Annotated in this window: 22 protein-coding genes; 17 read left to right on the top strand and 5 right to left on the bottom strand. The window is 68.3% G+C overall.

The features are described from left to right. The first annotated feature begins 13 nt into the window (after positions 1 to 13). The 6 genes from AC1DMS_RS14635 to AC1DMS_RS14610 all read left to right on the top strand — a co-directional run bounded on the left by AC1DMS_RS14635 (position 14) and on the right by AC1DMS_RS14610 (position 6,247). Positions 14 to 922 (top strand): ABC transporter permease subunit, encoded by a 909-nt coding sequence (locus AC1DMS_RS14635; protein WP_478181287.1) that lies wholly within the window; start codon positions 14 to 16, stop codon positions 920 to 922. 24 nt (positions 923 to 946) lie between these two features. Further along, positions 947 to 1,867: an ABC transporter permease subunit gene (locus tag AC1DMS_RS14630; protein WP_478181286.1), complete on the top strand. Its 921-nt coding sequence runs from the start codon at positions 947 to 949 to the stop codon at positions 1,865 to 1,867. A 13-nt stretch (positions 1,868 to 1,880) separates the two neighbouring features. Continuing rightward, complete coding sequence (locus AC1DMS_RS14625) at positions 1,881 to 2,651, top strand: glycerophosphodiester phosphodiesterase family protein (RefSeq protein WP_478181285.1); 771 nt, start codon at positions 1,881 to 1,883, stop codon at positions 2,649 to 2,651. Beyond that, positions 2,648 to 4,189: an alkaline phosphatase D family protein gene (locus AC1DMS_RS14620; RefSeq protein ID WP_478181284.1), complete on the top strand. Its 1,542-nt coding sequence runs from the start codon at positions 2,648 to 2,650 to the stop codon at positions 4,187 to 4,189. Before AC1DMS_RS14625 ends, AC1DMS_RS14620 begins: the two co-directional genes overlap by 4 nt. 68 nt (positions 4,190 to 4,257) lie before the next feature. Continuing rightward, entirely contained in the window at positions 4,258 to 5,268 is a 1,011-nt protein-coding gene (locus tag AC1DMS_RS14615) for an aldo/keto reductase (RefSeq protein WP_062365807.1), read from the top strand. Between the two features lie 40 nt (positions 5,269 to 5,308). Next, the gene (locus AC1DMS_RS14610) at positions 5,309 to 6,247 is read left to right on the top strand and encodes a VTT domain-containing protein (RefSeq protein ID WP_436289353.1); all 939 of its coding nucleotides are present in this window, start codon (positions 5,309 to 5,311) and stop codon (positions 6,245 to 6,247) included. Positions 6,248 to 6,279: 32 nt separating this feature from the next. Here AC1DMS_RS14610 and AC1DMS_RS14605 read toward each other — a convergent pair whose 3' ends face one another. Continuing rightward, positions 6,280 to 6,696, bottom strand: coding sequence for a hypothetical protein (locus AC1DMS_RS14605; protein ID WP_478181283.1), 417 nt, complete (start codon positions 6,694 to 6,696; stop codon positions 6,280 to 6,282). An 84-nt stretch (positions 6,697 to 6,780) separates the two neighbouring features. Between AC1DMS_RS14605 and AC1DMS_RS14600 the strand changes: the two genes are divergently transcribed. Genes AC1DMS_RS14600 through AC1DMS_RS14590 form a run of 3 tightly spaced genes read left to right on the top strand, consistent with a single transcriptional unit; the run spans position 6,781 to position 9,462 of the window. Then, on the top strand, positions 6,781 to 8,151 hold the full coding sequence (locus AC1DMS_RS14600) for a cache domain-containing protein (protein ID WP_478181282.1): 1,371 nt from the start codon (positions 6,781 to 6,783) through the stop codon (positions 8,149 to 8,151). Beyond that, a complete protein-coding gene (locus AC1DMS_RS14595) occupies positions 8,148 to 8,792 on the top strand; it encodes a response regulator transcription factor (RefSeq protein WP_027730758.1) in 645 nt (214 codons plus the stop codon). The genes AC1DMS_RS14600 and AC1DMS_RS14595 overlap by 4 nt, the downstream gene beginning before the upstream one ends. 49 nt (positions 8,793 to 8,841) lie before the next feature. Next, positions 8,842 to 9,462: a DUF938 domain-containing protein gene (locus AC1DMS_RS14590; RefSeq protein ID WP_062365809.1), complete on the top strand. Its 621-nt coding sequence runs from the start codon at positions 8,842 to 8,844 to the stop codon at positions 9,460 to 9,462. A 2-nt stretch (positions 9,463 to 9,464) separates the two neighbouring features. Here the strand turns inward: AC1DMS_RS14590 and AC1DMS_RS14585 are convergent, their stop codons facing one another. Then, positions 9,465 to 11,033: a serine hydrolase domain-containing protein gene (locus tag AC1DMS_RS14585; RefSeq protein WP_478181281.1), complete on the bottom strand. Its 1,569-nt coding sequence runs from the start codon at positions 11,031 to 11,033 to the stop codon at positions 9,465 to 9,467. A gap of 340 nt (positions 11,034 to 11,373) precedes the next feature. On the opposite strand from AC1DMS_RS14585, the gene AC1DMS_RS14580 reads away from it, so the two are divergent. Next, the gene (locus AC1DMS_RS14580; RefSeq protein ID WP_478080431.1) at positions 11,374 to 11,925 is read left to right on the top strand and encodes a type VI secretion system amidase effector protein Tae4; all 552 of its coding nucleotides are present in this window, start codon (positions 11,374 to 11,376) and stop codon (positions 11,923 to 11,925) included. Next, positions 11,925 to 12,320 (top strand): hypothetical protein, encoded by a 396-nt coding sequence (locus tag AC1DMS_RS14575; RefSeq protein ID WP_478080430.1) that lies wholly within the window; start codon positions 11,925 to 11,927, stop codon positions 12,318 to 12,320. Before AC1DMS_RS14580 ends, AC1DMS_RS14575 begins: the two co-directional genes overlap by 1 nt. An 18-nt stretch (positions 12,321 to 12,338) precedes the next feature. Here the strand turns inward: AC1DMS_RS14575 and AC1DMS_RS14570 are convergent, their stop codons facing one another. Genes AC1DMS_RS14570 through AC1DMS_RS14560 form a run of 3 tightly spaced genes read right to left on the bottom strand, consistent with a single transcriptional unit; the run spans position 12,339 to position 14,880 of the window. Next, positions 12,339 to 13,118, bottom strand: a complete 780-nt coding sequence (locus AC1DMS_RS14570) for an extensin-like domain-containing protein (protein ID WP_478181280.1) — start codon at positions 13,116 to 13,118, stop codon at positions 12,339 to 12,341. Positions 13,119 to 13,129: 11 nt separating this feature from the next. Beyond that, positions 13,130 to 14,323: a PrsW family intramembrane metalloprotease gene (locus AC1DMS_RS14565; RefSeq protein WP_018905292.1), complete on the bottom strand. Its 1,194-nt coding sequence runs from the start codon at positions 14,321 to 14,323 to the stop codon at positions 13,130 to 13,132. Continuing rightward, positions 14,320 to 14,880 carry a hypothetical protein gene (locus AC1DMS_RS14560; protein ID WP_478181279.1) on the bottom strand — a complete coding sequence of 187 codons (561 nt, stop codon included), beginning with the start codon at positions 14,878 to 14,880 and terminating at the stop codon, positions 14,320 to 14,322. Before AC1DMS_RS14560 ends, AC1DMS_RS14565 begins: the two co-directional genes overlap by 4 nt. Positions 14,881 to 14,996: 116 nt before the next feature. On the opposite strand from AC1DMS_RS14560, the gene AC1DMS_RS14555 reads away from it, so the two are divergent. The 6 genes from AC1DMS_RS14555 to AC1DMS_RS14530 all read left to right on the top strand — a co-directional run bounded on the left by AC1DMS_RS14555 (position 14,997) and on the right by AC1DMS_RS14530 (position 21,295). Then, complete coding sequence (locus AC1DMS_RS14555) at positions 14,997 to 15,419, top strand: DUF1801 domain-containing protein (protein WP_062365814.1); 423 nt, start codon at positions 14,997 to 14,999, stop codon at positions 15,417 to 15,419. 9 nt (positions 15,420 to 15,428) lie between these two features. Continuing rightward, positions 15,429 to 15,950: a C40 family peptidase gene (locus AC1DMS_RS14550; RefSeq protein ID WP_018905294.1), complete on the top strand. Its 522-nt coding sequence runs from the start codon at positions 15,429 to 15,431 to the stop codon at positions 15,948 to 15,950. A gap of 133 nt (positions 15,951 to 16,083) precedes the next feature. After that, positions 16,084 to 16,488 (top strand): hypothetical protein, encoded by a 405-nt coding sequence (locus AC1DMS_RS14545; protein WP_478181278.1) that lies wholly within the window; start codon positions 16,084 to 16,086, stop codon positions 16,486 to 16,488. 132 nt (positions 16,489 to 16,620) lie between these two features. Next, on the top strand, positions 16,621 to 18,687 hold the full coding sequence (locus AC1DMS_RS14540; RefSeq protein ID WP_478181277.1) for a carbon starvation CstA family protein: 2,067 nt from the start codon (positions 16,621 to 16,623) through the stop codon (positions 18,685 to 18,687). Positions 18,688 to 18,700: 13 nt separating this feature from the next. After that, positions 18,701 to 18,907, top strand: a complete 207-nt coding sequence (locus AC1DMS_RS14535; RefSeq protein WP_015866757.1) for a YbdD/YjiX family protein — start codon at positions 18,701 to 18,703, stop codon at positions 18,905 to 18,907. Between the two features lie 234 nt (positions 18,908 to 19,141). After that, the gene (locus AC1DMS_RS14530; protein ID WP_478181276.1) at positions 19,142 to 21,295 is read left to right on the top strand and encodes a TonB-dependent receptor; all 2,154 of its coding nucleotides are present in this window, start codon (positions 19,142 to 19,144) and stop codon (positions 21,293 to 21,295) included. Positions 21,296 to 21,319 lie beyond the last annotated feature (24 nt).

Below are 21,319 nucleotides of genomic sequence, written 5' to 3'. Positions count from 1 at the left end.
GCGGGCGGTACCCATGGCGGCAGCGATCGAAGCGGGCCTGAAGCGCGCGCACTTCAAGGACGTGCGCCTGCCGGCGCTGCTTTTGCTGCCGCAGCTCGCGATCCTGCTGTTCTTCTTTTTCATTCCGTCGTTCCGCGCGCTCGGGCAGGCCTTCTTCCTGTCCGATCCGTTCGGCAACACGGTGCACTTCGTCGGCTTCGACAACTTTGCGCAGCTGCTGCAAAGCGCCACGTACCACGAGTCGGTGCAGGTCACGGTGGTGTTCACCATCTTGCAGAACCTGCTGACCATCGCGGTGGCGCTGGTGCTGGCCTTTGCGAGCGACCGCGTGATCCGCGGCCGCGGCGTCTACAAGGCGATCATCCTGCTGCCCTATGCCATTGCACCGGTCATCGCAGGCATCCTGTGGGCCTTTCTGTTCAACCCGGCGGTCGGTCCGCTCGCGCAGCTGGTGCATGCGATCGGCCTCGCGTGGGACCCGAATCGCGTGGGCTCGGACGCGATGATCCTGGTCATCCTGGCGGCCTCGTGGAAGCACGTGTGCTACGACTACATCTTTCTGCTGGCCGGCCTGCTGGCAGTGCCTTCTTCGCTGCTGGAGGCGGCGGCGGTCGACGGCGCGGGGCCGCTTCGGCGCTTCTTCACCATCGGGCTGCCGCTGCTCATGCCCACGATGTTCTTCCTGGCCGTGATGAACTTCGTCTACGGCTTCTTCGAGATCTTCGCCATCGTCGATGCGGTCACGCAGGGCGGGCCGGCCGGTGCGACCAACGTGCTGGTGTTCAAGGTGTATGTCGACGGCTTCATCAACCTGGACCTCGGCTCGTCGGCGGCGCAGTCGGTCATCCTGATGATCTTCGCGCTGCTGATGACATTGCTGCAGTTCCGCTACGTGGAGCGGCGCGTGAGCTACGACGTATGACGCGCGGCGCAAAGGATTCATCGCATGGTTGAACGCGCTCCCGTTCTCGACGGCATCTGCCACGCCATCCTGCTGGTGGGCGTGGCCTTTGTCTGCGTGCCGCTCTACCTGGCCTTCGTCGCGGGCTCGCTCACCATCGCAGAAGTGCAGCAGGTGCCGCTGCCCTGGCTGCCCGGCGACCAGTTCGTGCAGAACCTGCGCACCGCATGGACGCAGGCCAACTTCGGCCGGCTGTTCTTCAATTCGTTCATCGTGGCGGCGGGCATCACCGTGGGCAAGATCGCGGTGTCGCTGCTGTCGGCCTTTGCCATCACCTACTTCCGCTTCCGCTTTCGCATGACGGCGTTCTGGCTCATCTTCGTGTCGCTGATGCTGCCGATCGAGGTGCGCATTTCGCCCACCTACGAATCGGTGGCGAACGCGGCGCTGCCGCTGCAGTGGCTGGTGGAGGCGCTGCACCTTTCGTCGGTGTGGAATGCCATCACGGGCCATACCATCGACATCCAGCTGCAGTGGAACATGGTCGACACCTACCCGGGCCTCATCCTGCCGCTGATCGCCTCGGCCTCGGCCACCTTCCTGTTCCGCCAGTTCTTTCTCACGGTGCCCGACGAGCTGTGCGAGGCGGCGCGGATCGACGGCGCCTCGCCGATGCATTTCTTCTGGACCATCCTGCTGCCGCTGTCGCGCTCCAACATCGCGGCGCTGGCGATCATTCTTTTCCTGTACGGCTGGAACCAGTATCTCTGGCCGCTGCTCTTCACCACCGACAAGGACATGGCCACCGCGGTGATCGGCCTCAAGCACCTGATCCCGCGCGCCGATTCGCAGCCCGCCTGGAACGTGGCGATGAGCGCCGCGCTCCTCACGATGCTGCCGCCCATCATTGTGGTGGTGGCGCTGCAGCGCTCGTTCGTCAAGGGGCTGGTGGACAGCAGCAAATAAGGACATTGCAGAAATGATCATCGTCGGACACCGCGGCGCGCGGAACCTCTGGCCCGAGAACAGCATGGGCGGCTTCCGCCGCCTGATCGCGCTGGGCGCGGATGCGGTCGAATTCGACGTGCAGGAAACGCGCGACGGCAAGGCCGTGGTCATCCACGATCCGCTGCTCGACCGCACCACCGAAGGCACAGGCGCGGTGCGCGAGCACGATGCGGCCGAGGTGCTGGCCACGCGCCTGCGCAAAGGGCAGGGCGCACAGGAAGAACAGCGGGCCGATGAAGCCGGCGAATGCGTGCCCTCGCTGGCCGAGGTGCTCAAGCTCTTCGCGCCCACGCGCATGGAGCTGCACGTCGAGATCAAGACCGACGCCGCCGGCGAGCTGCCGCCCGGCGCCATCGCGCGCACGGTGCAGGCGCTGCACGATGCGGGCGTGGCCGAGCGCAGCATCCTGACCTGCTTCGTGCCCGAGGTGCTGGCGCAGGTGCTCGCCCACTGGCCGCGCGGACGCGTGCTGGCCTCGCTCGACCATCGCTCGGCCGAAATGCTGGGCGGCATCACGCGTGCACTGGCGCGCTACGCGGCGCTGCCGGGCTGCATCGTCGCGGTCGAGAAAAAGCTCTTGGCCGCCACCTGGCCGCAGTGCCTGGCCGCGCTCGGCAGCGAGCGGCTGGGCGCCTGGGTGGTCAACGAGCCCGATGAAATTGCACAATGGCTCACCATGCCCCTGCGCCAGATCACCACCGACCGACCCGACCTGGCGCTGGCCGCGCGCGCAAGGACATGAGGGTCTCGCGCCGCCGCCTGCTGCTCGGCGGAATGGCCGCTGCATCGCTGGGCCAGCCGTTCCTCCGGCTCCACGCGCAGCGGGCCTCGCGCGGGTTTCCCTTCACGCTCGGCGTGGCGTCCGGCAGCCCCAGGCCCGACGGCATGGTGCTGTGGACCCGGCTGGCGCCCGATCCGCTGCAGGGCAGCGGCATGGGCGAGGCCGCGGTCGATGTGCAGTGGGAAGTGGCGCATGACGAGGGCTTCTCGCGCATCGCGGCAAAGGGCAGGGCGACGGCCACCGCGGCGCTCGCGCATTCGGTGCATGTCGAAGTGCAGGGCCTCGCACCCGGCCGCCCCTATTGGTACCGCTTCACGGCCCTTGGCGCGCGAAGCCCCGCCGGCCGCACCCGTACCGCGCCGGCCGAGGGCGATGCCGCGCTGCAGCCGCTGCGCTTCGCCTTCGCGTCGTGCCAGCAGTACGAGCAGGGCTACTACGCGGCCTACCGCGACATGGCCACGCAGCCGCTGGACTTTGTCGTGCATCTGGGCGACTACATCTACGAAAGCTCCTGGGGCTCGCGCCACGTGCGCCACCACCAGGGCGGCATTCCCACGCAGCTCGGCGAGTTCCGCGACCGCTATGCGCTCTACAAGACCGATCCGCACCTGCAGGCCGCGCACGCCGCCTTCCCCTGGCTCGTGACCTGGGACGACCACGAGGTGGCGAACGACTACACCGACGACATCTCGCCGCGCAGCATCGATCCCGCGCAGTTCCTTGCCATGCGCGCCGCGGCCTACCAGGCCTGGTACGAGCACATGCCCGTGCCCGCCAGCATGCGGCCGACCGGCGCCGCGGCCACCATCTACGGCCGCCACCGTTTCGGCCGCATGCTCGACGTGTTCCTGCTCGATGGGCGGCAGTACCGTTCGCACCATGCCTGCCTCGCGGGCCGCAGCGCCTCGCCGCTGGCCGACTGCGCCGACCGGCTGTCACCGGAGCGCAGCTTCCTCGGCGCGAAGCAGGAGGCCTGGCTCGCGAACGAACTGGCCGCACCGCCGGCCCGCTGGACCGTGATCGCCCAGCCCACGCTGCTGGCCGAGGCCGACCGCAAGCGCGGCCCCGAGCACGGCTACTGGATGGACGGCTGGGATGGCTACGCTGCCTCGCGCACGCGCCTGCTCGACGGCCTGGCCGCGAACCAGGCGCGCGGCGGCGATGCGCTGGTCATCAGCGGCGACGTGCATGCCTTCTGGGCCGCCGACCTGCGCCGCGAGCCGCAGGGGCCGGCGGTGGCCACCGAATTCGTCGGCGGCGCCATCACCTCCGAAGGCCCCAGCGCCGCCGGCGTGGCCAACATGCTCGCCAAGAACGAGCACCTGCGCTACGGCCGCGGCGACAAGCGCGGCTATGCGCAGATGGCGCTCGATGCGCGCGGCTGCACGGTCGAGTTCCGCGCCGTGGACGACGAAAAGGCCGAGGACGCCGCCGTCGCGCCGATGGCGCGCTTTGCGGTGGAACGCGGCGCGCCCGGCGTACATCTTGAAAGCACCTGATCGCTGCAGCCTTGCGCCGTCGTGACTATGATGGCCGTCGCACTTCCATCGCCCGGAGCGACACCCCCATGAGCATTCCGACCACCCGACTCGGCCGCACCGGCCTCACCGTCTCGCGCCTTGCGCTCGGCACCATGACCTTCGGCCTGCAGACCGACGAGGCCGTGTCGCACCAGATTCTCGACAAGGCCGCCGAGGGCGGCATCAACTTTCTCGACACCGCCGACGTGTACCCGCTCGGCGGCACCGTCGAAACCACGGGCCGCACCGAAGAGATCATCGGCCGCTGGCTGCAGAAGCAGGGCGCCGCGGGACGCCGCCGCTTCGTGGTGGCCACCAAGGCCGTCGGCAAGGTCGGCCCCAGCAGCTGGGACCAGGGCGCCTCGCGCAAGCACTTGCTCGATGCCATCGATGCCTCGCTCAAGCGGCTGCAGACCGACCACGTCGACCTGTACCAGCTGCACAGCGACGACCGCGAGACGCCGCTCGAAGAGAGCCTGGAGGCGCTCGACGTCATCGTCAAGTCGGGCCGCGCGCGCTACATCGGTGTCTCCAACTTCCTGGCCTACCGGCTGGCACGCGCGCTCGGCAAGGCCGAGCTGCACAAGCTCACGCGCTATGTGTCGGTGCAGCCGCGCTACAGCCTGCTGTTCCGCGAGATCGAGCGCGAGCTGCTGCCGCTCGCGGGCGAAGAGGGCCTGGGCGTGATTCCCTACAACCCGCTGGCCGGCGGCCTGCTCACCGGCAAGTACAAGCCCGGCGCCGCGCCCGAGCAAAACACCCGCTTCACGCTCGGCACGGCCGGCGGCATGTACCAGGACCGCTACTGGAACGAGCGCAGCTTCAACACCGTGACCCAGCTGCACAAGCTGGCCGACGAAGCCGGCGTGCCGCTGGCCACGCTGGCGGTGGCCTGGGTCATGGCCAACCCGCTCATCACCGCGCCGCTGCTCGGCGCGAGCCGTCCCGAGCAGCTCGACGCCACGCTGGCCGCGGCCAGCTACAGGCTGGACCCCGCGCTCAAGCAGAAGCTCGACGAGCTCACGGCCGAATACCGCAAGGGCGACGCGCCCAGGTAGGCAGCCAAGGAGTGAACACCCCCCAACTCGCGCTGCTGCCATGGCACAGCTGATGTCGCTGCTGGTGCAGAACGCGATCGCGATCGTCTTCGCGGCGAGCTTTGCCGCGCGCCTCGGACTGCCGGTGCCCGCGGCCGCGGTGCTGGTGGTGTCGGGTGCACTGCTGGCGGCCGGCAATGTCTCGGTGGCGGGCGTGGTGCTGGCTGCGGTGCTGGCCAACGTGCTGGGCGATGGCGCGTGGTTCTATGCCGGGCGCCGCTTCGGCTACCGTTTCATGCGGCTTCTGTGCCGCATCTCGCTGTCGCCCGATTCATGCGTGCGGCGCGGCGAATCGCTGATCGGCCGGTGGGGCGGCCTCTCGCTGGTGGCCGCCAAGTTCGTGCCGGGCGTGTCGGTGGTCGCGCCGCCGATGGCCGGTGCGCTGGGCATGTCGGTGTGGCGCTTCATCGGCTTCGACATTGGCGCCGCGCTGGTCTGGACCGTCGTCTTCCTCGGGCTGGGCTGGGCCTTTCGCGACCAGATCCAGGAGGTGCTGGCGATGCTGGCCCAGGCCGGCGGCATCGCCACCTTGGCGCTGGTGGTGGTGCTGGCCGTGATGCTGGCGGTGCGCTACTGGCGCCGGCGCGCCTTCATGCGGCTCACGGGCATGCCGCGCATCAGCGTGGACGAGCTGCACGAGCTGCTCGCGAGCGAGGCGCCGCCGCTGGTGATCGACGTGCGCGGGGAGGCCGGCGTGCAGGTCGATCCGCGCCGCATTCCCGGGGCGCTGCCGTACACGCTCAAGGCACTGCAGCAGCGGCATCCGGAACTGCCGCTGGTCGGCGGGCGCGACGTGGTGCTTTACTGCAACTGCCCCAACGAGGTGTCGGCCGCGCTGGCTGCGCGCGTGCTGCTGGCGCGCGGTGCGCGGCGCGCACTGCCGCTCACGGGCGGGCTCGATGCCTGGGTGGCCTCGGGCCGGCCGACGAGCCTGCACTGAGGCCGTTCGGCGACGGCCAGGAAACGCCGCGCTCAGTCCAGCCGGACCATCGGGCAGGACAGGACCATTCGTTCATCGCGGGGCGAATGGTGCCAGCCGGGCAGGGCGCGCTTCTGGTACGCCTCGATCGATGGATAGCCCTGCACGCTCCAGCCGTAGGTGCTGATCTGTTCGGCCTCGACCACCTCGTAGCGGCACTGCCGGCTGCGCGCCATGAGGCGAAAGACGATGCGGCCATGCTCCGCGGCAAGGTCTTTCTCCAGCACGCTGTAGCGGCCGGGCTTGCAGATGCTGAAGCTCGAATTCCATTCGATGGTTTGCGTTCGCACGTACAGCCCGCCCGAACATGCGCGCCCCGTGCCGCTGAACACGGCCGTGAAAGGCGCCGCGGCAATGGCCGTGCCAGCCAGGGCAAGAAGGGCCAGTGCGGCCATCCAGCGGTTGTGCATGCGATCTGCTCCCGTGTGTTGCGTCCCCCGTGCCCTTGCGATCTTAAGGTTCGCGGCGCCGCCCGGTGGTAGTCTTGCCTCCCGATGAACCTCCGCACCAAGATCGTCGCGCTGGCCGTTGCACCGCTGCTGGTTGCACTGGTGCTGGTGGCCCTGGCGGTGCGCCACCAGGAGCATGACCTGGCGCAGCGCGAGCGCGCGCTGATCGAGAAAAGCTACATGGCCCAGCGGCGCAGCGAACTGCGCAGCTACGTCGACCTTGCCGTGAGCACCGTGCGGCCGCTGTACGACGCCGGCCAGGACGACGAGCAAGCCCGCAGCGAGGCCCTGCGCCGCCTGGCCGCGCTCGACTACGGCGACGACGGCTACTTCTTCGTCTACGACATGCAGGGCCGCTCGCTCATGCATTCGCGCCAGCCCGACCTGGTGGGGCAGAACCTCTGGGACATGCGCGACTCGCGCGGCCGCTTCACCATCCAGGACCTGATCGCGGGCGCGCGCGCGGGCGGCGGCTATGTGGAGTACGAATGGCGCAAGCCCTCCAGCGAGCAGATGGCGCCCAAGCTCGGCTACGTCACTGCGCTGCCGCGCTGGAACTGGATGGTCGGCACCGGCCTGTACCTGGACGACATAGAGACCACCATGCAGGCGCTCGACCGCCAGATGAGCACCAACGTCACCACCACGCTGCTGTGGATCGCCGGCATCGCGGCGCTGTGCCTGGGCGTGGTGAGCGCCACCGGGCTGCTGCTCAACCTCAGCGAGCACCGCACGGCCGAGGCCAAGCTGAGGTTGCTGGCGCGGCGCGTGGTGCAGTCGCAGGAAGAAGAGCGCGGCCACCTCGCGCGCGAGCTGCACGACGGCACCAGCCAGACGCTGGTGTCGGCCAAGCTGCTGATCGAATCGGCCGTGGATGCGCTCGACCGCGAGCGCCAGCCCGCGCCGCCCGCGCTGAGCAAGGCGCTGCAACGGCTCAACGATTCGCTGATCGAGGTACGCCGCATCTCGCACCGCCTGCGGCCGGCCCTGCTCGACACGCTCGGCCTGCCCGCCGCGCTCGAGCGCCTGGGCGACGAATTCGCCGAAGAGGGCGCCATCGACGCCTCCATCATGATCGAGGGCGAGGCCTTCGAACTCTCGCAGGAGGCCAAGACCGCGCTCTTTCGCGTCACGCAGGAGGCGCTCACCAATGTGCGCAAGCACGCGCAGGCGCACCGCGTGCACATTGCGCTGGGCTTTTCCGACGAGGACGGCGTGCGCCTTTCGATCGGCGACGACGGCATCGGCTTCGACGTGGAGGCGATGCAGCTCGATGCGCGGCGCGGCATCGGCCTGCGCAACATGCGCGAGCGCATGGAGTCGATCGGCGGGCGCCTGGACGTGCAATCGGGCGAAGGCGGAACCACCATCGTGGCCGAAGTGCCGGCCCGCAGCGCGAGGCCCGAGCCGGCATGAAGAACGACGCCGCCCCCGTCCGCCTCTTCCTGGTCGACGACCATCCGCTGGTACGCGACGGCCTGCGCGCGCGGCTCGGCGCCATGCCGGGGCTGGAGATCGTCGGCGAGGCCGGTAGCGCCGCCGAGGCGCTGGCGCTCATTGAAACGCTACAGCCCGACCTGCTGCTGATGGATGTCGGCATGAAGGACATGAACGGCATCGACCTGGCCGCACTGGTGCTGCAGCGCCATCAGCCCGCGCCGCACGTGGTGATGCTCAGCATGTACGACAACCCCGAATACGTGCAGAAGGCCCTGCAGGTGGGCGCGCGCGGCTATGTGCTGAAGGACGCGCCCGCGGCCGAGATCGTCGCGGCCATCGAGGCGGTGTCGGCCGGCGGCACCTTCCTGAGCCCGGCCGTGTCGAAGAAGCTGTTCCGCAACCAGGCGCCCAGGCCGCTGCTCACGCCGCGCGAGAGCGAGATCCTCAGCGCGCTGGGCCGCGGCGAATCGAGCAAGCAGATCGCGCGCGACCTGGGCCTGAGCGTGCGTACCGTGGAGGCACACCGGCAGAGCATCAAGCGGCGGCTCGGCATCGAGGGGCAGGCGGAACTCATCAAGTATGCGGTGGAGCATGCGCGGGAGTTCGGGCAAGGCTGAACCGCACTGTCTTTCCCAATCAAACCACACCTATCCAAGCCGATTTCGCATGTCCGACCTTCCCCACAGCCCCGCCGCCGACCGCAACAAGCAGCCCATCCTCGAGGCGCTGGCCCGCATCCTCGGCGAGCGCGGCAGCGCGCTCGAGATCGCATCCGGCACAGGCCAGCATGCCGCATGGTTCGCCGCGGCCATGCCCGGGTGGACCTGGCAGCCCACCGACGCAGACGCGCGCATGCTCCCCGCGCTTGCAAGCCGCGTCGCGCAGGCCGCACTGCCCAATCTCCGTGCGCCGCTGCTGCTCGACGTGACGGCGCCTCGATGGCCGTCGCAAGGCGCCTTCGTTCGGGGAGAAGAAAAGTTCGACGCGATCTACTGCGCCAACATGCTGCACATCGCGCCCTGGGCCGCATGCGCCGCGTTGATGCAAGGCGCCGCGCGGCATCTGCTTGCCGATGGATTGCTGGTCACCTACGGCCCCTACTTCGAAGAAGAAGCCCCAGCGGCGCCGAGCAACCTGGCATTCGACCAAGACCTGCGCGCCCGCAATTCCGAATGGGGCATACGGCGCCTGGAGGACGTGGCGGCCGAGGTGCGCCGCGCAGGGCTTGCGCTACGCGAGCGGCATGCGATGCCCGCGAACAACCTGCTGCTGGTCTTCGGCTTCTAGGCTCAGCGCACGCGGGGCACCGCAGCGGTCAGCAGCGCCAGCGCCTGGTTCAGCGTCGAACCCGCGAAGCGCTCTCCCTTCGAATGCCCGATCCGCACCACGACCAGGTCGTGCGACGGAACCACCAGCACGAACTGGCCTCCTGCGCCGAGCATGTAGTAGGCCGAGGCCGGCACCGCGAGCGAGCCCATCCCGTTGATCCAGAAGAAGCCGCCGTAGATCGGACGCTTGTCCGCGGCCCAGGCCGGCGCCGCGCTGCTCACGAAGTTGACGAAGCCCTCGGGAAGAATGCGCTCGCCATTCCACATGCCGTCCTGCAGGTAGAGATTGCCAAGGCGCGCCCAGTCGCGCGCCGACATGAAGTCGTAGCCCTGCGTGAGAAAGTTGCCGTAGGGGTCGGTCTCGATCACCATCGAGCGGATGCCGATCTTGTCGAAGAGCGCGCGCTGCGGAAACGACAGGTAGTCCTCGCCGCGCTTTTCCACCGCGAGGCGGACCAGGTAGTTGGCCAGCACCGGATCGGTGTTGCGGTAGCGGCCCACGGCACCGGGCGGCCATTGCTGCGGCCGGGTGGCGGCATAGCTGAAGGCGTTGATGCGGCCCGTGTAGTAGTAGATGTGATCGGGGTAGGTGCCGTTGGGGTCGAAGTCCGGATCGTCCGGCGCCTTGATGCGCAGGCCGCTCGACATCTGCAGGATGTCGGAGATCTTGATCTGCTGCCGCGCATCGCCGGCGCCTTGCCATTCGGGAATCGGCGCCGGCTGGTCGAGCTTGTACACGCCCTGCTTGATGAGCACCCCCATCATCGTGGCCACGACGCTCTTGCCCATCGACCACGATTCGAGCGGCGTCGCCGGGCCGATGCCGCTCATGTAGCGCTCGGCGACGATGCGGCCCTTGTGCGTGACCACGAAGGCCGATGTGTAGGCCTCGGGCACGGCGAACGCGGCATCGACGGCCCGGGTCACCTTGGCCATGTCGACCTCGGCGGGCGGCGCATCGCCCGGCAGCACGTCGCCCATCGGCCATGGCTGCGTCGCGGGGTCGGGCAGCGTGCTCCTGACTTCGACCGGCGTGAAGAACACGTCGTCCCGGCCGGCCGGCAGCGTGACGCAGCCCTGCGAACCGAAGTGGCGCGCCACCAGCGTCGGGCCATTGGGAATCGAGATGCGAACCTCCTTTTTCACGCGGTCGACCACGGGCTTGCCGACGTTCTTGCGCTGGTCATAAGGGCCCACGAAATAGCCCAGGCTTTCGGCGGCGACGTCGGGGTCGATGCCGGTGATGAACACGGCAGAACACATCGTCTTGGCATAGCCGGAGGTGTGGTGCTCCAGCACGTTGCCGGGCGGCGGCACGTAGGGCGTGTTGATTTCGAGGGCCCGTGCGCGGGCAATGAGCGCCTCGCGCTCCGGCAGTTGTGCCGTGGTCGGCGGCAAGGGTGCGCCGATGCCGATCCCCCCGCCACCTCCACCCCCGCCGCCGCCGCCCCCACCGCAGGAGGCCAATGCAACTGCCAGGCCCAGTGCCGCGGCGGTGGTGGCGAGGGAGCGGCGGATCGAGCACTTCATTGGCGGTCCTTGGGTTTTCGCGAGGGTCGATGGCGATGCGCAACTTTCGGCACCGGCGGGATTGTGGGTGAATCCCGTGAGGGCGGCCAGCGCTTTCGGGTGCAGGGCGCGTGATGTAGCGCCAAGGTTCTCACCGTTGGATTCGATGATTGGAGAGTCCCCGCATCGTGCTTGCCTGCAGGACGCGGCAATATTTCATGATCGCAGGAGACGGCCCGTGCGAACGTAGCCTTTCGGGTGGCTGGCAGCACGAACTTGAGTCGATAAGATGCGGCGGACTCACAGTAGTCCATGGTCAGTTCGCTGGACCAAGCTAGATAAGCACAGGAAGGAAAAACAGATGCCACTTCCCGAAATGGCAAAGCCGATATCGTTCGAAGCGATATGGAAGAACTACCCCAGTGATGACCCTTGCGTGAACCCTCGCACAGGCAAGAAGGCGTATGACGATCAATGCGCAATACGGGTCGGCATTGCGTTGGAAAAGTCGGGTGTCAGCTTCAAGACATTTCCCGGCCCACGCTGCGAATTTGGCCCTTCCGGAAACGGAATGGTGCTGCGCGCGGCCGAATTGGCCAACTGGCTGATGCGTCGTCCGTTCGCTGGCTGTCCAGAGGCGGAAACACACCAGGGAAAAAGCTTCGACAAGAGTCTCTCCGGTCGCACGGGCATTATCTATTTCGAGGACTACTGGTTGCGTACCGCTGAGGCAAAGTTTCCCACTGGAGATCACATCGACCTGTGGGATCGAAATCGATTGACGCCGTCATGGACGACGTTCCTTCGCTTCTCGCTCGGCATTGATACCTTGCGATCACCGTGGAGCGGCAACGGATACCTCTACTCCGATCTGCACGCGTCGCGTCGAGTTGTCTTCTGGCCGATAAGCTGATGAAACATCCGATCTTCACCCTGTGCGGGGCTTTGGTCGGCGTCGCTCTGTTCCTGGGCTTGCCCATCCTCTTTTCGCTCGCGTTTCCAGGTACGGGGATCGGGCATCACGGCGAGGATGAAGCCGCTCGGATGCTGCGCGTGTATGTCCTGATGGGTGGCGTGGCCTCTGCCGCGTTGGGTGCTTGGGTCGGCTGCGTCGCCGCGACGAGTCCGCGTCGGGCGCTTGGAATGCTTGCTGCCATTGCGGCCGCCAGCATTGCCTTCAGCATCGTTCCGATCCAATTGCCGATGAAGCCCGAGAACGCGATGGCTGTTGGCATTGGAGCCTGGGCCATCGTCAGCGCAGGTCTCGCGGCGTTGGTGGCACGCAAGAAGAGCGAAAGCTCTGCGTAATGCCAGCGCTTCGGGATGCTAGCGGCACATGTCGTACCCGCCGGTCTCCAGATGGAAGTGGTCCTTGTGCGCGGCGTTGTAGTCGGGGCCCAGCACGCCATTGAAGAAGCGGCAGGCGCCGCGGTGCGCATCGCGCAGCAGCAATGCCGCGGGATCGTCCGTGCTTGTGGCACTGCTGCGGGGCCAGTCGTGCAGCACCGTGATGCGGCGGCTGTCGGCCAGCGTGAGTCCGGCGACGTCCAGTGCATCGGCCGTGGCGTGCCGGCTGCGCGAAGCGCCCGGCACGGCGCCTTCGCCGCGGTTCACGTTGCGGCAGGCGTAGCTGCCGAGGTGCTCGATGCCCACCACCGGCTGGCCGAAGCGCAGCCTGGCGGCCGGCTGCAGCGCGTGCCGCTCCCACATGAAGAAGGACAGCGCCATCGGGCAGCTCAGCGAAGGCGAGGTGCCCAGGCGCACGCCGGCGGAGCGCAGCCGCACGGCGTTCTCGAAGCCGCAGCCGGGGCCGGTGACGCGGTCGGGCAACAGGTCGTACTGCATGCCGGTTTGCGCCAGCGCCGCAAGGCAGCGCGCGGGTTCGCGGCGGGCCCGCTCGAGCTTGAAGCCGGTCAGCCAGTTGGGCGGCGCCGCCACGTCGAGCGGCGCCCACGGATTGAAGCGCTCGGGAATCTCGACGGTGCCGGTGGCGACGGCCCATGCAGCTGCGGCGAGCGCGGCGCCCGCCGCGGCCGCGGCGAGCAGCCGGCGCCTGCGGTGCGAAGGCGCGGGCTCTGCCGGACGCCCCGGAGGATCCACGGCCATGGTCCCGATCCTCAGGGCTTCGCGGCAATGAGCGGATCGAGTTCGGCGCGCACGCGCCGGATCGCCACTTCATGCCGCAGCGTCTGGGCGCCGCGTCCGTAGGTCATGGCCTTGCGGATCAGCCGCAATTGCTCGCGCTGCAGCTGCGTCTTCAGGCGCCTGGCCCGCAGCCCGAAGGTCCAGCCCATTTCCCGGCGAACCTTGTAGCGCTGCAAGGGCGCGCCCAGGCGGATCCACTCGTCGTCGCGGATCAGCTCGCGCTCCGGCACGAAGTAGGCGGCCAGCGCATGCAGATAGGCGCCGTTCTCGCGTGCGGCAACTCGCCAGAAGAGCCCGGCCGCAACCATCGCGGGAATGCCCTTGACGGCGAGCATCACGGCCATGTCGCCGTAGCCGCCGTCGAAGAGGTCTTCGAGCCACGGCGAGTTCCAGATGAAATGCATCGCCCACGCAAGCGCGAAGCACAGCAGGGCGCAGGCGATCCTCGCCGCCAGCGAACGCTCCGGATGCAGCAGGAACCATGCGACGCCGAAGGACGCGATCGTCGTGTAGGCCGCATGGCTCCACAGCCCGCTCAGCAGCCCGCGCGTCAGCAGGTTGACGAGCACCGGGGACACCTGGTTCTCGAGCGGAAAGTGCATGGAGGCGTTGACGGTGTACGTGAGGTTCTCGACCACCTGGAAGCCCAGCCCTGCCATGGCACCCACGATCAGCACCGACAGGTAGGTCTGGAACTGGTTGCGCGCCACCAGCACCAGCAGGATGACGCCGGCGATCTTCAGGAACTCCTCGGTGACCGGCCCTGCGACGGCGGCCCCCCAGAGCGCCGCGAAATCCGGCGACACCAGCTTGGCGCACAGGCTCTGGATGGCGATGTTCGCCGGCGCGGCAAAGTAGACGGCGCCGAGCCCGCCCCACGCAAAGGCCAGCACGAAGGCTTCCGGCGGATGCTGCTCGAGCAGGTCCAGCGTGCGGAAGACCAGGAGGAAAAGCAGCGTGTAGATGCCCCACACCAGGATGCCCAGCAGGGCCGTGACGGGCACGACGCGGAACCCCATCGAGACCATGTTGACCGTGTAGAACAGCCCGTTGACGATCAGCGCCGCCAGCAGCCAGAAGGCCGCGCGCTGCGGCTGGAAGAACGAATCGGTGCCGATCGGCCAGTCGCCGCGGTCCTGCTGGCCTTCGAAGGCGGGCGGGCTCACTGCGGTGCCTCCAGGTCCATCGATTCGAGCATGCTGCGCGCATCGGCCATTGCCTCGTTCAGGCCTTCGCTGGCGCCGTAGCAATCGATCTGCACGAGCGAGCGGCGCTGCAGGTCGACCACCTGCCAGAAGCGGCCGGCCAGCTTCGATCCGTAGTACGCAAAGGTCTTGCCCTGCAGGCCCCACGAGGTGACGAAGTCGGACACGTCGCCATCGATGTTCAGGCGCTGGCCGCGCTCCATGAGCCTTTGCTGCCGCATCAGCGGACCGTCGGGCCCGCCGGCCCAGGCGCGCGTGGTCACCAGGAACTTGTGGCCGCCCTTGAACAGCATCAGCGACTGGCCGGCCCTGGAGCGCGACACGTCCATCTCCCATCCGCTGGCGGGAACGAACCTCGCATGGCCGACGGACACCGTTTCTCCCGCAGCCAGCGGCCGGCTCCCGGGCGTACGGCTGTCCCAGAAGCTCAGGCCGCCCACGTAGGCGGCAATGGCGAGCAGCACCGCGAGCGCGCCTGGCCAGGTGCGGTACGGTATGCGGCGGGAGGGCTCTGGCATGCGGCGATCGTGCCATATGAACGGGCGGGACACGGGCCATGCTTGCATTGCTTCGATGCATGGCTATCCTCCACGGTCATTGCAATGAAGCTGCTTCGGAACCTCCAGGACAGAACATGAAAAAGTCGGACGCGAGCACCGGCCAGCCGGCATCGGAACTCATCTCGCAACGCATCGCCGAGCTCGGCGGCTGGCGCGGCGAAACGCTGGGCCGCATGCGCAAGCTCATCCAGCAGGCGGACCCGGACGTCGTCGAGGAATGGAAGTGGATGGGCACGCCGGTCTGGTCGCACGGCGGCATCATCTGCACGGGCGAGTCCTACAAGGACAAGGTGAAGCTCACCTTCGCCAAGGGCGCCTCGCTGCCGGACCCGGCCGGCCTCTTCAACGCGAGCCTGGACGGCAACATGCGCCGCGCGATCGACATCTTCGAAGGCGAAGAGATTGACGCGGCCGCCTTCAAGGCGCTCGTGCGCGAGGCGGTGGCGCTCAACAGCGCCGGCAAGTCCAAGCCCGCGAAGAAGACCGCCAAGTCCTGAAGGAACCACATGCACGACGCCTCCGCACCCACGCCACGTCCCCGCATGCCGCTGGCGCTGCTTCGGCTGCTCCCGATCGGCGCCTGCCTGCTGGTGCTGGGCTGTGCAGGACCGCGGGCGCCGCAGCCCGGGGCCGCCTATGCGCCGCCTCCCGTGCTGACGGCCGAGCAGTCGAGCAGCGTCGCGATCCATGCGCTGGGCCTGGTCGGCACGCCGTACCGCTACGGCGGCAACACGCCGGAGGGCGGCTTCGATTGCAGCGGGCTCATCGGCTACGTGTACAGAAGCAGCACGGGCCAGGCCACGCCGCGCACCGTGGCGCGCATGGCCGGCTTCGGCCGTCCCGTGCCCGCATCGGAACTGCGCTCGGGCGACCTGGTGCTCTTCGGTTCCTCCACGCCGTCGCACGCGGGCATCTACGTGGGGTCCGGGCAGTTCGTTCATGCGCCCTCGACGGGCGGCGAGGTGCGGCTCGACCGGCTGGACGGCATCTACTGGTCGCGCCAGCCGATGCAGGCGCGCCGGCTCTAGCCCGGAAAAAAGCGGCCCGAATCCCACTCAACGCGCGGGTGTTGCCGTTGGTTCTACGGGGATGCCTGCGTTGGGACGGCCTGGCCGGTGTGGCATGCTGTGCCGGTATCACCGAAGCTCGGAGAGGTCCCCCATGAAAAAAATCCTAGCCCTGGCCGTCCTGGGCATTGCCACCATCCTCCCGGCGTTCGCGCAGCGCGGCGACTTCTACGAGAACGACCGCCGCTACTGCGCCAGCGGCCGTTCCGGCGTCGACTTCAACACCTGCATGTGGCGCATCCAGCGCGACCGCGAAGAGCGCTATGACGGGCGCGAGCAGCGCGCCTACGAACGCGAGCAGCGGCGCGAATACGAACGCCGCGAGCGCTGGGCCGAACAGCCGCCTCCGCCGCCGGCCTACCGCCAGTGGGACGGCCCGCCGCCCGGCGAGCAGCCCCGGCTCAGCGACATGCAGCAGCGAGCGCTGGACAACTGCAACCTGCTGGCGCCGCGCGACCAGCCCCGCTGCCGCGCGACGGTGATGTCGACCGTGCGCTAGGGCGAGGGCGTCCACCGGCGCGGGCAGGGTTTTCCATTACGCAAAGCCACGCACGCGGGCCGCGCGGTCCGACGGATGCGCCCGCGCGCCCATGCGGCAAAACTCCCGGGTTCATTCCCAGGAGACATTCCCATGCACAGCATCCGCCGCCACCTGGTGTGGCTCGTCGTGGCCGTGGCCGGCGCATTCGCGCTCGGCACCGTGGCCCTCACGCGCGGTGAAAGCGTCAACGCCCTGTGGGTGGTGACCGCCGCGGTCTGCACCTACCTGATCGCCTACCGCTACTACAGCCTGTTCATCGCCGAGAAGGTGCTGGGGCTGGACGGCAACCGCAAGACGCCGGCGCACCGCCACAACGACGGCCTGGACTACGTGCCGACCGACAAGAACGTGCTGTTCGGCCACCACTTCGCGGCCATTGCGGGCGCCGGTCCGCTGGTGGGCCCGGTGCTCGCAGCGCAGATGGGCTACCTGCCCGGGCTCTTGTGGGTGCTGGCGGGCGTGGTGTTCGCGGGCGCGGTGCAGGACTTCATCATCCTGTTCATCTCCACGCGGCGCGACGGCCGCTCGCTCGGCGACCTCGTCAAGCAGGAGATGGGCACGGTGCCCGGCATGATCGCGCTGTTCGGCACCTTCATGATCATGATCATCATCCTTGCGGTGCTGGCGCTGATCGTGGTGAAGGCGCTGGCCGAATCGCCGTGGGGCACCTTCACCGTGGCGGCCACCATTCCGGTGGCGCTCTTCATGGGCGTGTACCTGCGCTACATCCGGCCGGGGCGCATCGGCGAGGTGTCGCTGATCGGCTTCGTGCTGCTGATGCTCGCCATTTTCGGCGGCCAGGCCGTGAGCCAGGACCCCGCATGGGCGCCGCTCTTCACCTTCGACGGCAAGGCGCTCACCTGGATGCTCGTGGGCTACGGCTTCGTGGCCGCGAGCCTGCCGGTGTGGCTGCTGCTGGCGCCGCGCGACTACCTGTCGACCTTCCTGAAGATCGGCACCATCATCGCGCTGGCGCTGGGCATCGTGTTCGTCATGCCCACGCTGCAGATGCCGGCGCTCACGCAGTTTGCGAATGGGGGCGGGCCGGTGTGGTCGGGCAGCATGTTCCCGTTCCTGTTCATCACCATCGCCTGCGGCGCGGTGTCGGGCTTCCATGCGCTGATCTCCTCGGGCACCACGCCCAAGATGCTCGACAACGAGCGCCATGCGCGCTTCATCGGCTACGGCGGCATGCTGGCCGAATCCTTCGTGGCGGTGATGGCGCTGGTGGCGGCTTCGTGCATCGAGCCCGGCATCTACTTTGCAATGAACAGCCCGGCCGCGCTGGTGGGCAGCACCGCGCAGCAGGCGGCGCAGACCATCTCGAGCTGGGGCTTCGTGGTCACGCCCGAGCTGCTGATGCAGACCGCCAAGGACGTGGGCGAAAGCACCGTCCTCGGCCGCGCGGGCGGTGCGCCCACGCTGGCCGTGGGCATGGCCCACATCCTCCACCAGGTGATCGGCGGGCAGGCCATGATGGCCTTCTGGTACCACTTCGCGATCCTGTTCGAGGCGCTCTTCATCCTCACGGCCGTGGACGCCGGCACCCGCGCCGGCCGCTTCATGCTGCAGGACCTGCTGGGCAGCTTCGTGCCCGCGCTCAAGCGCACTGATTCGCTGCCGGCCAACCTGTTTGCCACGGCGCTGTGCGTGGCGGCCTGGGGCTACTTCCTGTACCAGGGCGTGGTCGATCCGCTGGGCGGCATCAACACGCTGTGGCCGCTGTTCGGCATCTCCAACCAGATGCTGGCTGCGGTGGCGCTGCTGCTGGGCGTGGTGGTGCTGTTCCGCATGAAGCGCGAGCGCTATGCCTGGGTGGCGATTGCGCCGGCCGCATGGCTCCTGGCGTGCACGCTCACGGCCGGCTGGCAGAAGATCTTCTCGCCCGATCCGAAGATCGGCTTCCTCTCGCATGCAGCCCGCTACACCGAGGGCCTGGCCAACGGCGTGCTGGTGGCGCCGGCCAAGACGCCCGAGGCCATGTCGCGCATCGTCTTCAATGACCGGCTCGACGCGGCGCTGTGCGCGCTCTTCATGTTCGTGGTGCTGAGCGTGCTGGTCTACAGCATCAAGGCCTGCCTCGCGGCACGCGCGGCCCACCGGCCGACCGCGCAGGAGACGCCGTTCGAACCGCTCGCCGCCTCGGCGGCGCGCTGAGCGGGAGGGTGCCATGGCTCTCGCATTGCCGGAAGCCGGGCGCTACTTCGCGCGCTCGCTCAAGCAGTCGCTGCGGCTCATGGTCGGGCTGCCCGACTACGACGCCTACCTGACCCACATGGCGGCCACGCACCCCGAGCAGCCGCCGATGAGCTACGAGGCCTTCTTCCGCGAACGGCTCGAGGCGCGCTACGGCGGGGGCAAGGGGCGCTGCTGCTGAAGAGGGGCGGCGGCGGCGCCGCGCGCAAACAGCGCGGCTGTGTTTACAATCCCGCCGTTCGCGCGAAGCGAACTTTTGTTGCAGGAAGCCCCGGCCACGCGCCAGGGCGAACCGGGCAAAGGACCCAACCCAGATTTTTCTCCAGGCAGGGCGCATGCGGTTTCTCCATCGGTCGATGGAAGAAGCGGCATGGCGCTTCGCGATCCCAAAAAATCGCCCTGAGGGAAATTCTCCATGTCCGCTCGCCCGCCTGCCGTGCGTCGTCGCCGCACGCCGCTCTTCCTTGCCACCCTTGCCGCACTGCATTGCGCGGCCGAGGCCCAGACCTCGGCCAGCACGCTGCAGGAGATCACCGTCACCTCCGAGCAGGAGCCCGGCTATGCACCCTCGGTCGGCAGCACGGCCACGAAAGGCAGTGCGCCGCTGCGCGACATTCCCCAGGCGGTCAACGTGCTGCCCGCGCAGCTGCTGCGGGACCAGGGCGCCACCTCCATGCAGGACGCGTTGCGCAATGCGCCCGGCGTTTCCTTCAATGCGGGCGACGGCCAGCGCGACCAGGTGGTGATCCGCGGCTTCACGGCCATTGCCGACTGGTTCGTGGACGGCGTGCGCGACGACGCGCTGTACTTTCGCGACCTGTCGGACACCGAGCGCATCGAGGTGCTCAAGGGCCCGGCCGCGGTGCTGTACGGCCGCGGCTCGTCGGGCGGGCTGATCAACCGCGTGACGAAGAAGCCGATCTTCGAGCGCCCCTTCGGCGAGGTGTCGCTGGGCCTGGGCACCCATGACTTCAAGCGGCTCACCGCCGACCTCAACCGGCCCATCGGCGAGAACATGGCCTTCCGCCTGAACGTGGCGCGCGAAAAGTCGGGCAGCTGGCGCGACCAGCAGTTCATCGACCGCTACAGCATCGCGCCCTCGCTGGCCATGAAGTTCAGCCCGCAGACCGACCTGCTGCTGCAGTACACCAACGCCTACGACCAGCGGCTGACCGACTTCGGCATTCCGGCGCTCAACGGCCGTCCGGTGAACGTGCCGATCGGCACCTACTACGGCTCGGCCTTCGCGAAGCGCGACGACACCACCACCACGCGTGTGCAGTCCTTCACCGCCACGCTCAACCACCGCTTCAGCGACACGCTGAGCCTGCGCAACACCACGCGCTACTACAGCTACAAGCTCGACCGCTTCAACACGCTGCCCAGCGGCACCACCGACCCGGTGCGCATGACCGTCGGCCGCACCCGCGGCTTCGTCGACCGCGACGAGAGCGGCTGGTTCAACCAGACCGACCTGACATGGCGCAACGAGCTCGGCGGCTTCAAGCAGGAGTGGCTGATCGGCGCCGAACTCGGCAAGCAGGACAAGCGTGCGTACACGGTGTCCTCGGCCACCGGCTTCGAGCGCGTGAGCATCCTGAACCCGGTCTCCGCGCCGCCGCCCATCCCGCTCGCCAGCTACCTGGCCAACAGCGCGATTCCGAGCAACTCCACCTTCAAGACGGCCGCGCTCTATGCGCAGGACCAGATCACGCTGGCGCCGCAGTGGAAGGCGCTCGTCGGCGGACGCTACGACGACTTCCGCCAGGAGACTTCCTTCGAGCGCACGCTGGCTCCCTTCTCGCGCACCGACCGCAAGTTCAGCCCGCGCGCGGGCCTGGTCTGGCAGCCGAGCGACTCGCAGTCCTACTACGTGTCGTACAGCCGCTCGTTCCAGCCTTCGGCCGAGACCTTCGCGCTGTCGGCCAACAACGCCGCCAACGATCCCGAGATCACCGTCAACAAGGAGATCGGCGCCAAGCTCGACTTCCTGGACGGCGCGCTCAACCTCACGGCCGCGCTCTTCAACCTGGAGCGCTCGGGCATCAAGAACACCGACCCGTCCAACCCGGCGCGGCAGATCAACGTGGGCACGCAGCGCACCAACGGCATGGAACTGGCGCTGGCCGGCAAGCTGCCGGGGCGCTGGGACGTCAGCGCGGGCTACGCCTACCTGGACGGTCGCATGGTCAAGTCGCTGGCCACCGTGAGTTCGCTGCAGCTGCCCATCGGCGCCGCGATGCCGGTGCAGGGCAAGGTGGCGCCGCTCACGCCGCGGCACTCGGCCTTCGTGTGGCTCATGAAGGACCTGGGCCATGGCCTGAGCGCGGGCGGCGGCGTGAACTACGTGGCCGCGCGCTATGCCTCGCTCAGCAACCTGGTGACGCTGCCTTCGTACGTCACGGCCGACCTGGCCGCGAGCTACAAGACGGAGCGCTACGAGCTCTCGGTCAACCTGAAGAACATCACGGGCAGGAAGTACTACGTGTCCGCGCACGGCAGCGTCGACAACCTGATCATGCCGGGGCCGGGGCGCGAGCTGCAGGTGGCGCTGACCGCAAAGTTCTGAAGCGCATGACGACGCGCAAGGGCT

Source organism: Variovorax sp. 05T418 (assembly GCF_056396385.1).
The sequence above is the reverse complement of the archived record's forward strand: the minus strand, read 5'-3'. Positions and strand labels throughout refer to the sequence as shown.

What these genes read in the sequence shown, in the direction of transcription:
- AC1DMS_RS14635 (WP_478181287.1), top strand. Translation starts at nt 14, where the DNA reads ATGGCGGCAGCGATCGAAGCGGGCCTGAAGCGCGCGCACTTCAAGGAC.
- AC1DMS_RS14630 (WP_478181286.1), top strand. Translation starts at nt 947, where the DNA reads ATGGTTGAACGCGCTCCCGTTCTCGACGGCATCTGCCACGCCATCCTG.
- AC1DMS_RS14625 (WP_478181285.1), top strand. Translation starts at nt 1,881, where the DNA reads ATGATCATCGTCGGACACCGCGGCGCGCGGAACCTCTGGCCCGAGAAC.
- AC1DMS_RS14620 (WP_478181284.1), top strand. Translation starts at nt 2,648, where the DNA reads ATGAGGGTCTCGCGCCGCCGCCTGCTGCTCGGCGGAATGGCCGCTGCA.
- AC1DMS_RS14615 (WP_062365807.1), top strand. Translation starts at nt 4,258, where the DNA reads ATGAGCATTCCGACCACCCGACTCGGCCGCACCGGCCTCACCGTCTCG.
- AC1DMS_RS14610 (WP_436289353.1), top strand. Translation starts at nt 5,309, where the DNA reads ATGGCACAGCTGATGTCGCTGCTGGTGCAGAACGCGATCGCGATCGTC.
- AC1DMS_RS14605 (WP_478181283.1), bottom strand. Translation starts at nt 6,696, where the DNA reads ATGCACAACCGCTGGATGGCCGCACTGGCCCTTCTTGCCCTGGCTGGC.
- AC1DMS_RS14600 (WP_478181282.1), top strand. Translation starts at nt 6,781, where the DNA reads ATGAACCTCCGCACCAAGATCGTCGCGCTGGCCGTTGCACCGCTGCTG.
- AC1DMS_RS14595 (WP_027730758.1), top strand. Translation starts at nt 8,148, where the DNA reads ATGAAGAACGACGCCGCCCCCGTCCGCCTCTTCCTGGTCGACGACCAT.
- AC1DMS_RS14590 (WP_062365809.1), top strand. Translation starts at nt 8,842, where the DNA reads ATGTCCGACCTTCCCCACAGCCCCGCCGCCGACCGCAACAAGCAGCCC.
- AC1DMS_RS14585 (WP_478181281.1), bottom strand. Translation starts at nt 11,033, where the DNA reads ATGAAGTGCTCGATCCGCCGCTCCCTCGCCACCACCGCCGCGGCACTG.
- AC1DMS_RS14580 (WP_478080431.1), top strand. Translation starts at nt 11,374, where the DNA reads ATGCCACTTCCCGAAATGGCAAAGCCGATATCGTTCGAAGCGATATGG.
- AC1DMS_RS14575 (WP_478080430.1), top strand. Translation starts at nt 11,925, where the DNA reads ATGAAACATCCGATCTTCACCCTGTGCGGGGCTTTGGTCGGCGTCGCT.
- AC1DMS_RS14570 (WP_478181280.1), bottom strand. Translation starts at nt 13,118, where the DNA reads ATGGCCGTGGATCCTCCGGGGCGTCCGGCAGAGCCCGCGCCTTCGCAC.
- AC1DMS_RS14560 (WP_478181279.1), bottom strand. Translation starts at nt 14,880, where the DNA reads ATGCCAGAGCCCTCCCGCCGCATACCGTACCGCACCTGGCCAGGCGCG.
- AC1DMS_RS14555 (WP_062365814.1), top strand. Translation starts at nt 14,997, where the DNA reads ATGAAAAAGTCGGACGCGAGCACCGGCCAGCCGGCATCGGAACTCATC.
- AC1DMS_RS14550 (WP_018905294.1), top strand. Translation starts at nt 15,429, where the DNA reads ATGCACGACGCCTCCGCACCCACGCCACGTCCCCGCATGCCGCTGGCG.
- AC1DMS_RS14545 (WP_478181278.1), top strand. Translation starts at nt 16,084, where the DNA reads ATGAAAAAAATCCTAGCCCTGGCCGTCCTGGGCATTGCCACCATCCTC.
- AC1DMS_RS14540 (WP_478181277.1), top strand. Translation starts at nt 16,621, where the DNA reads ATGCACAGCATCCGCCGCCACCTGGTGTGGCTCGTCGTGGCCGTGGCC.
- AC1DMS_RS14535 (WP_015866757.1), top strand. Translation starts at nt 18,701, where the DNA reads ATGGCTCTCGCATTGCCGGAAGCCGGGCGCTACTTCGCGCGCTCGCTC.
- AC1DMS_RS14530 (WP_478181276.1), top strand. Translation starts at nt 19,142, where the DNA reads ATGTCCGCTCGCCCGCCTGCCGTGCGTCGTCGCCGCACGCCGCTCTTC.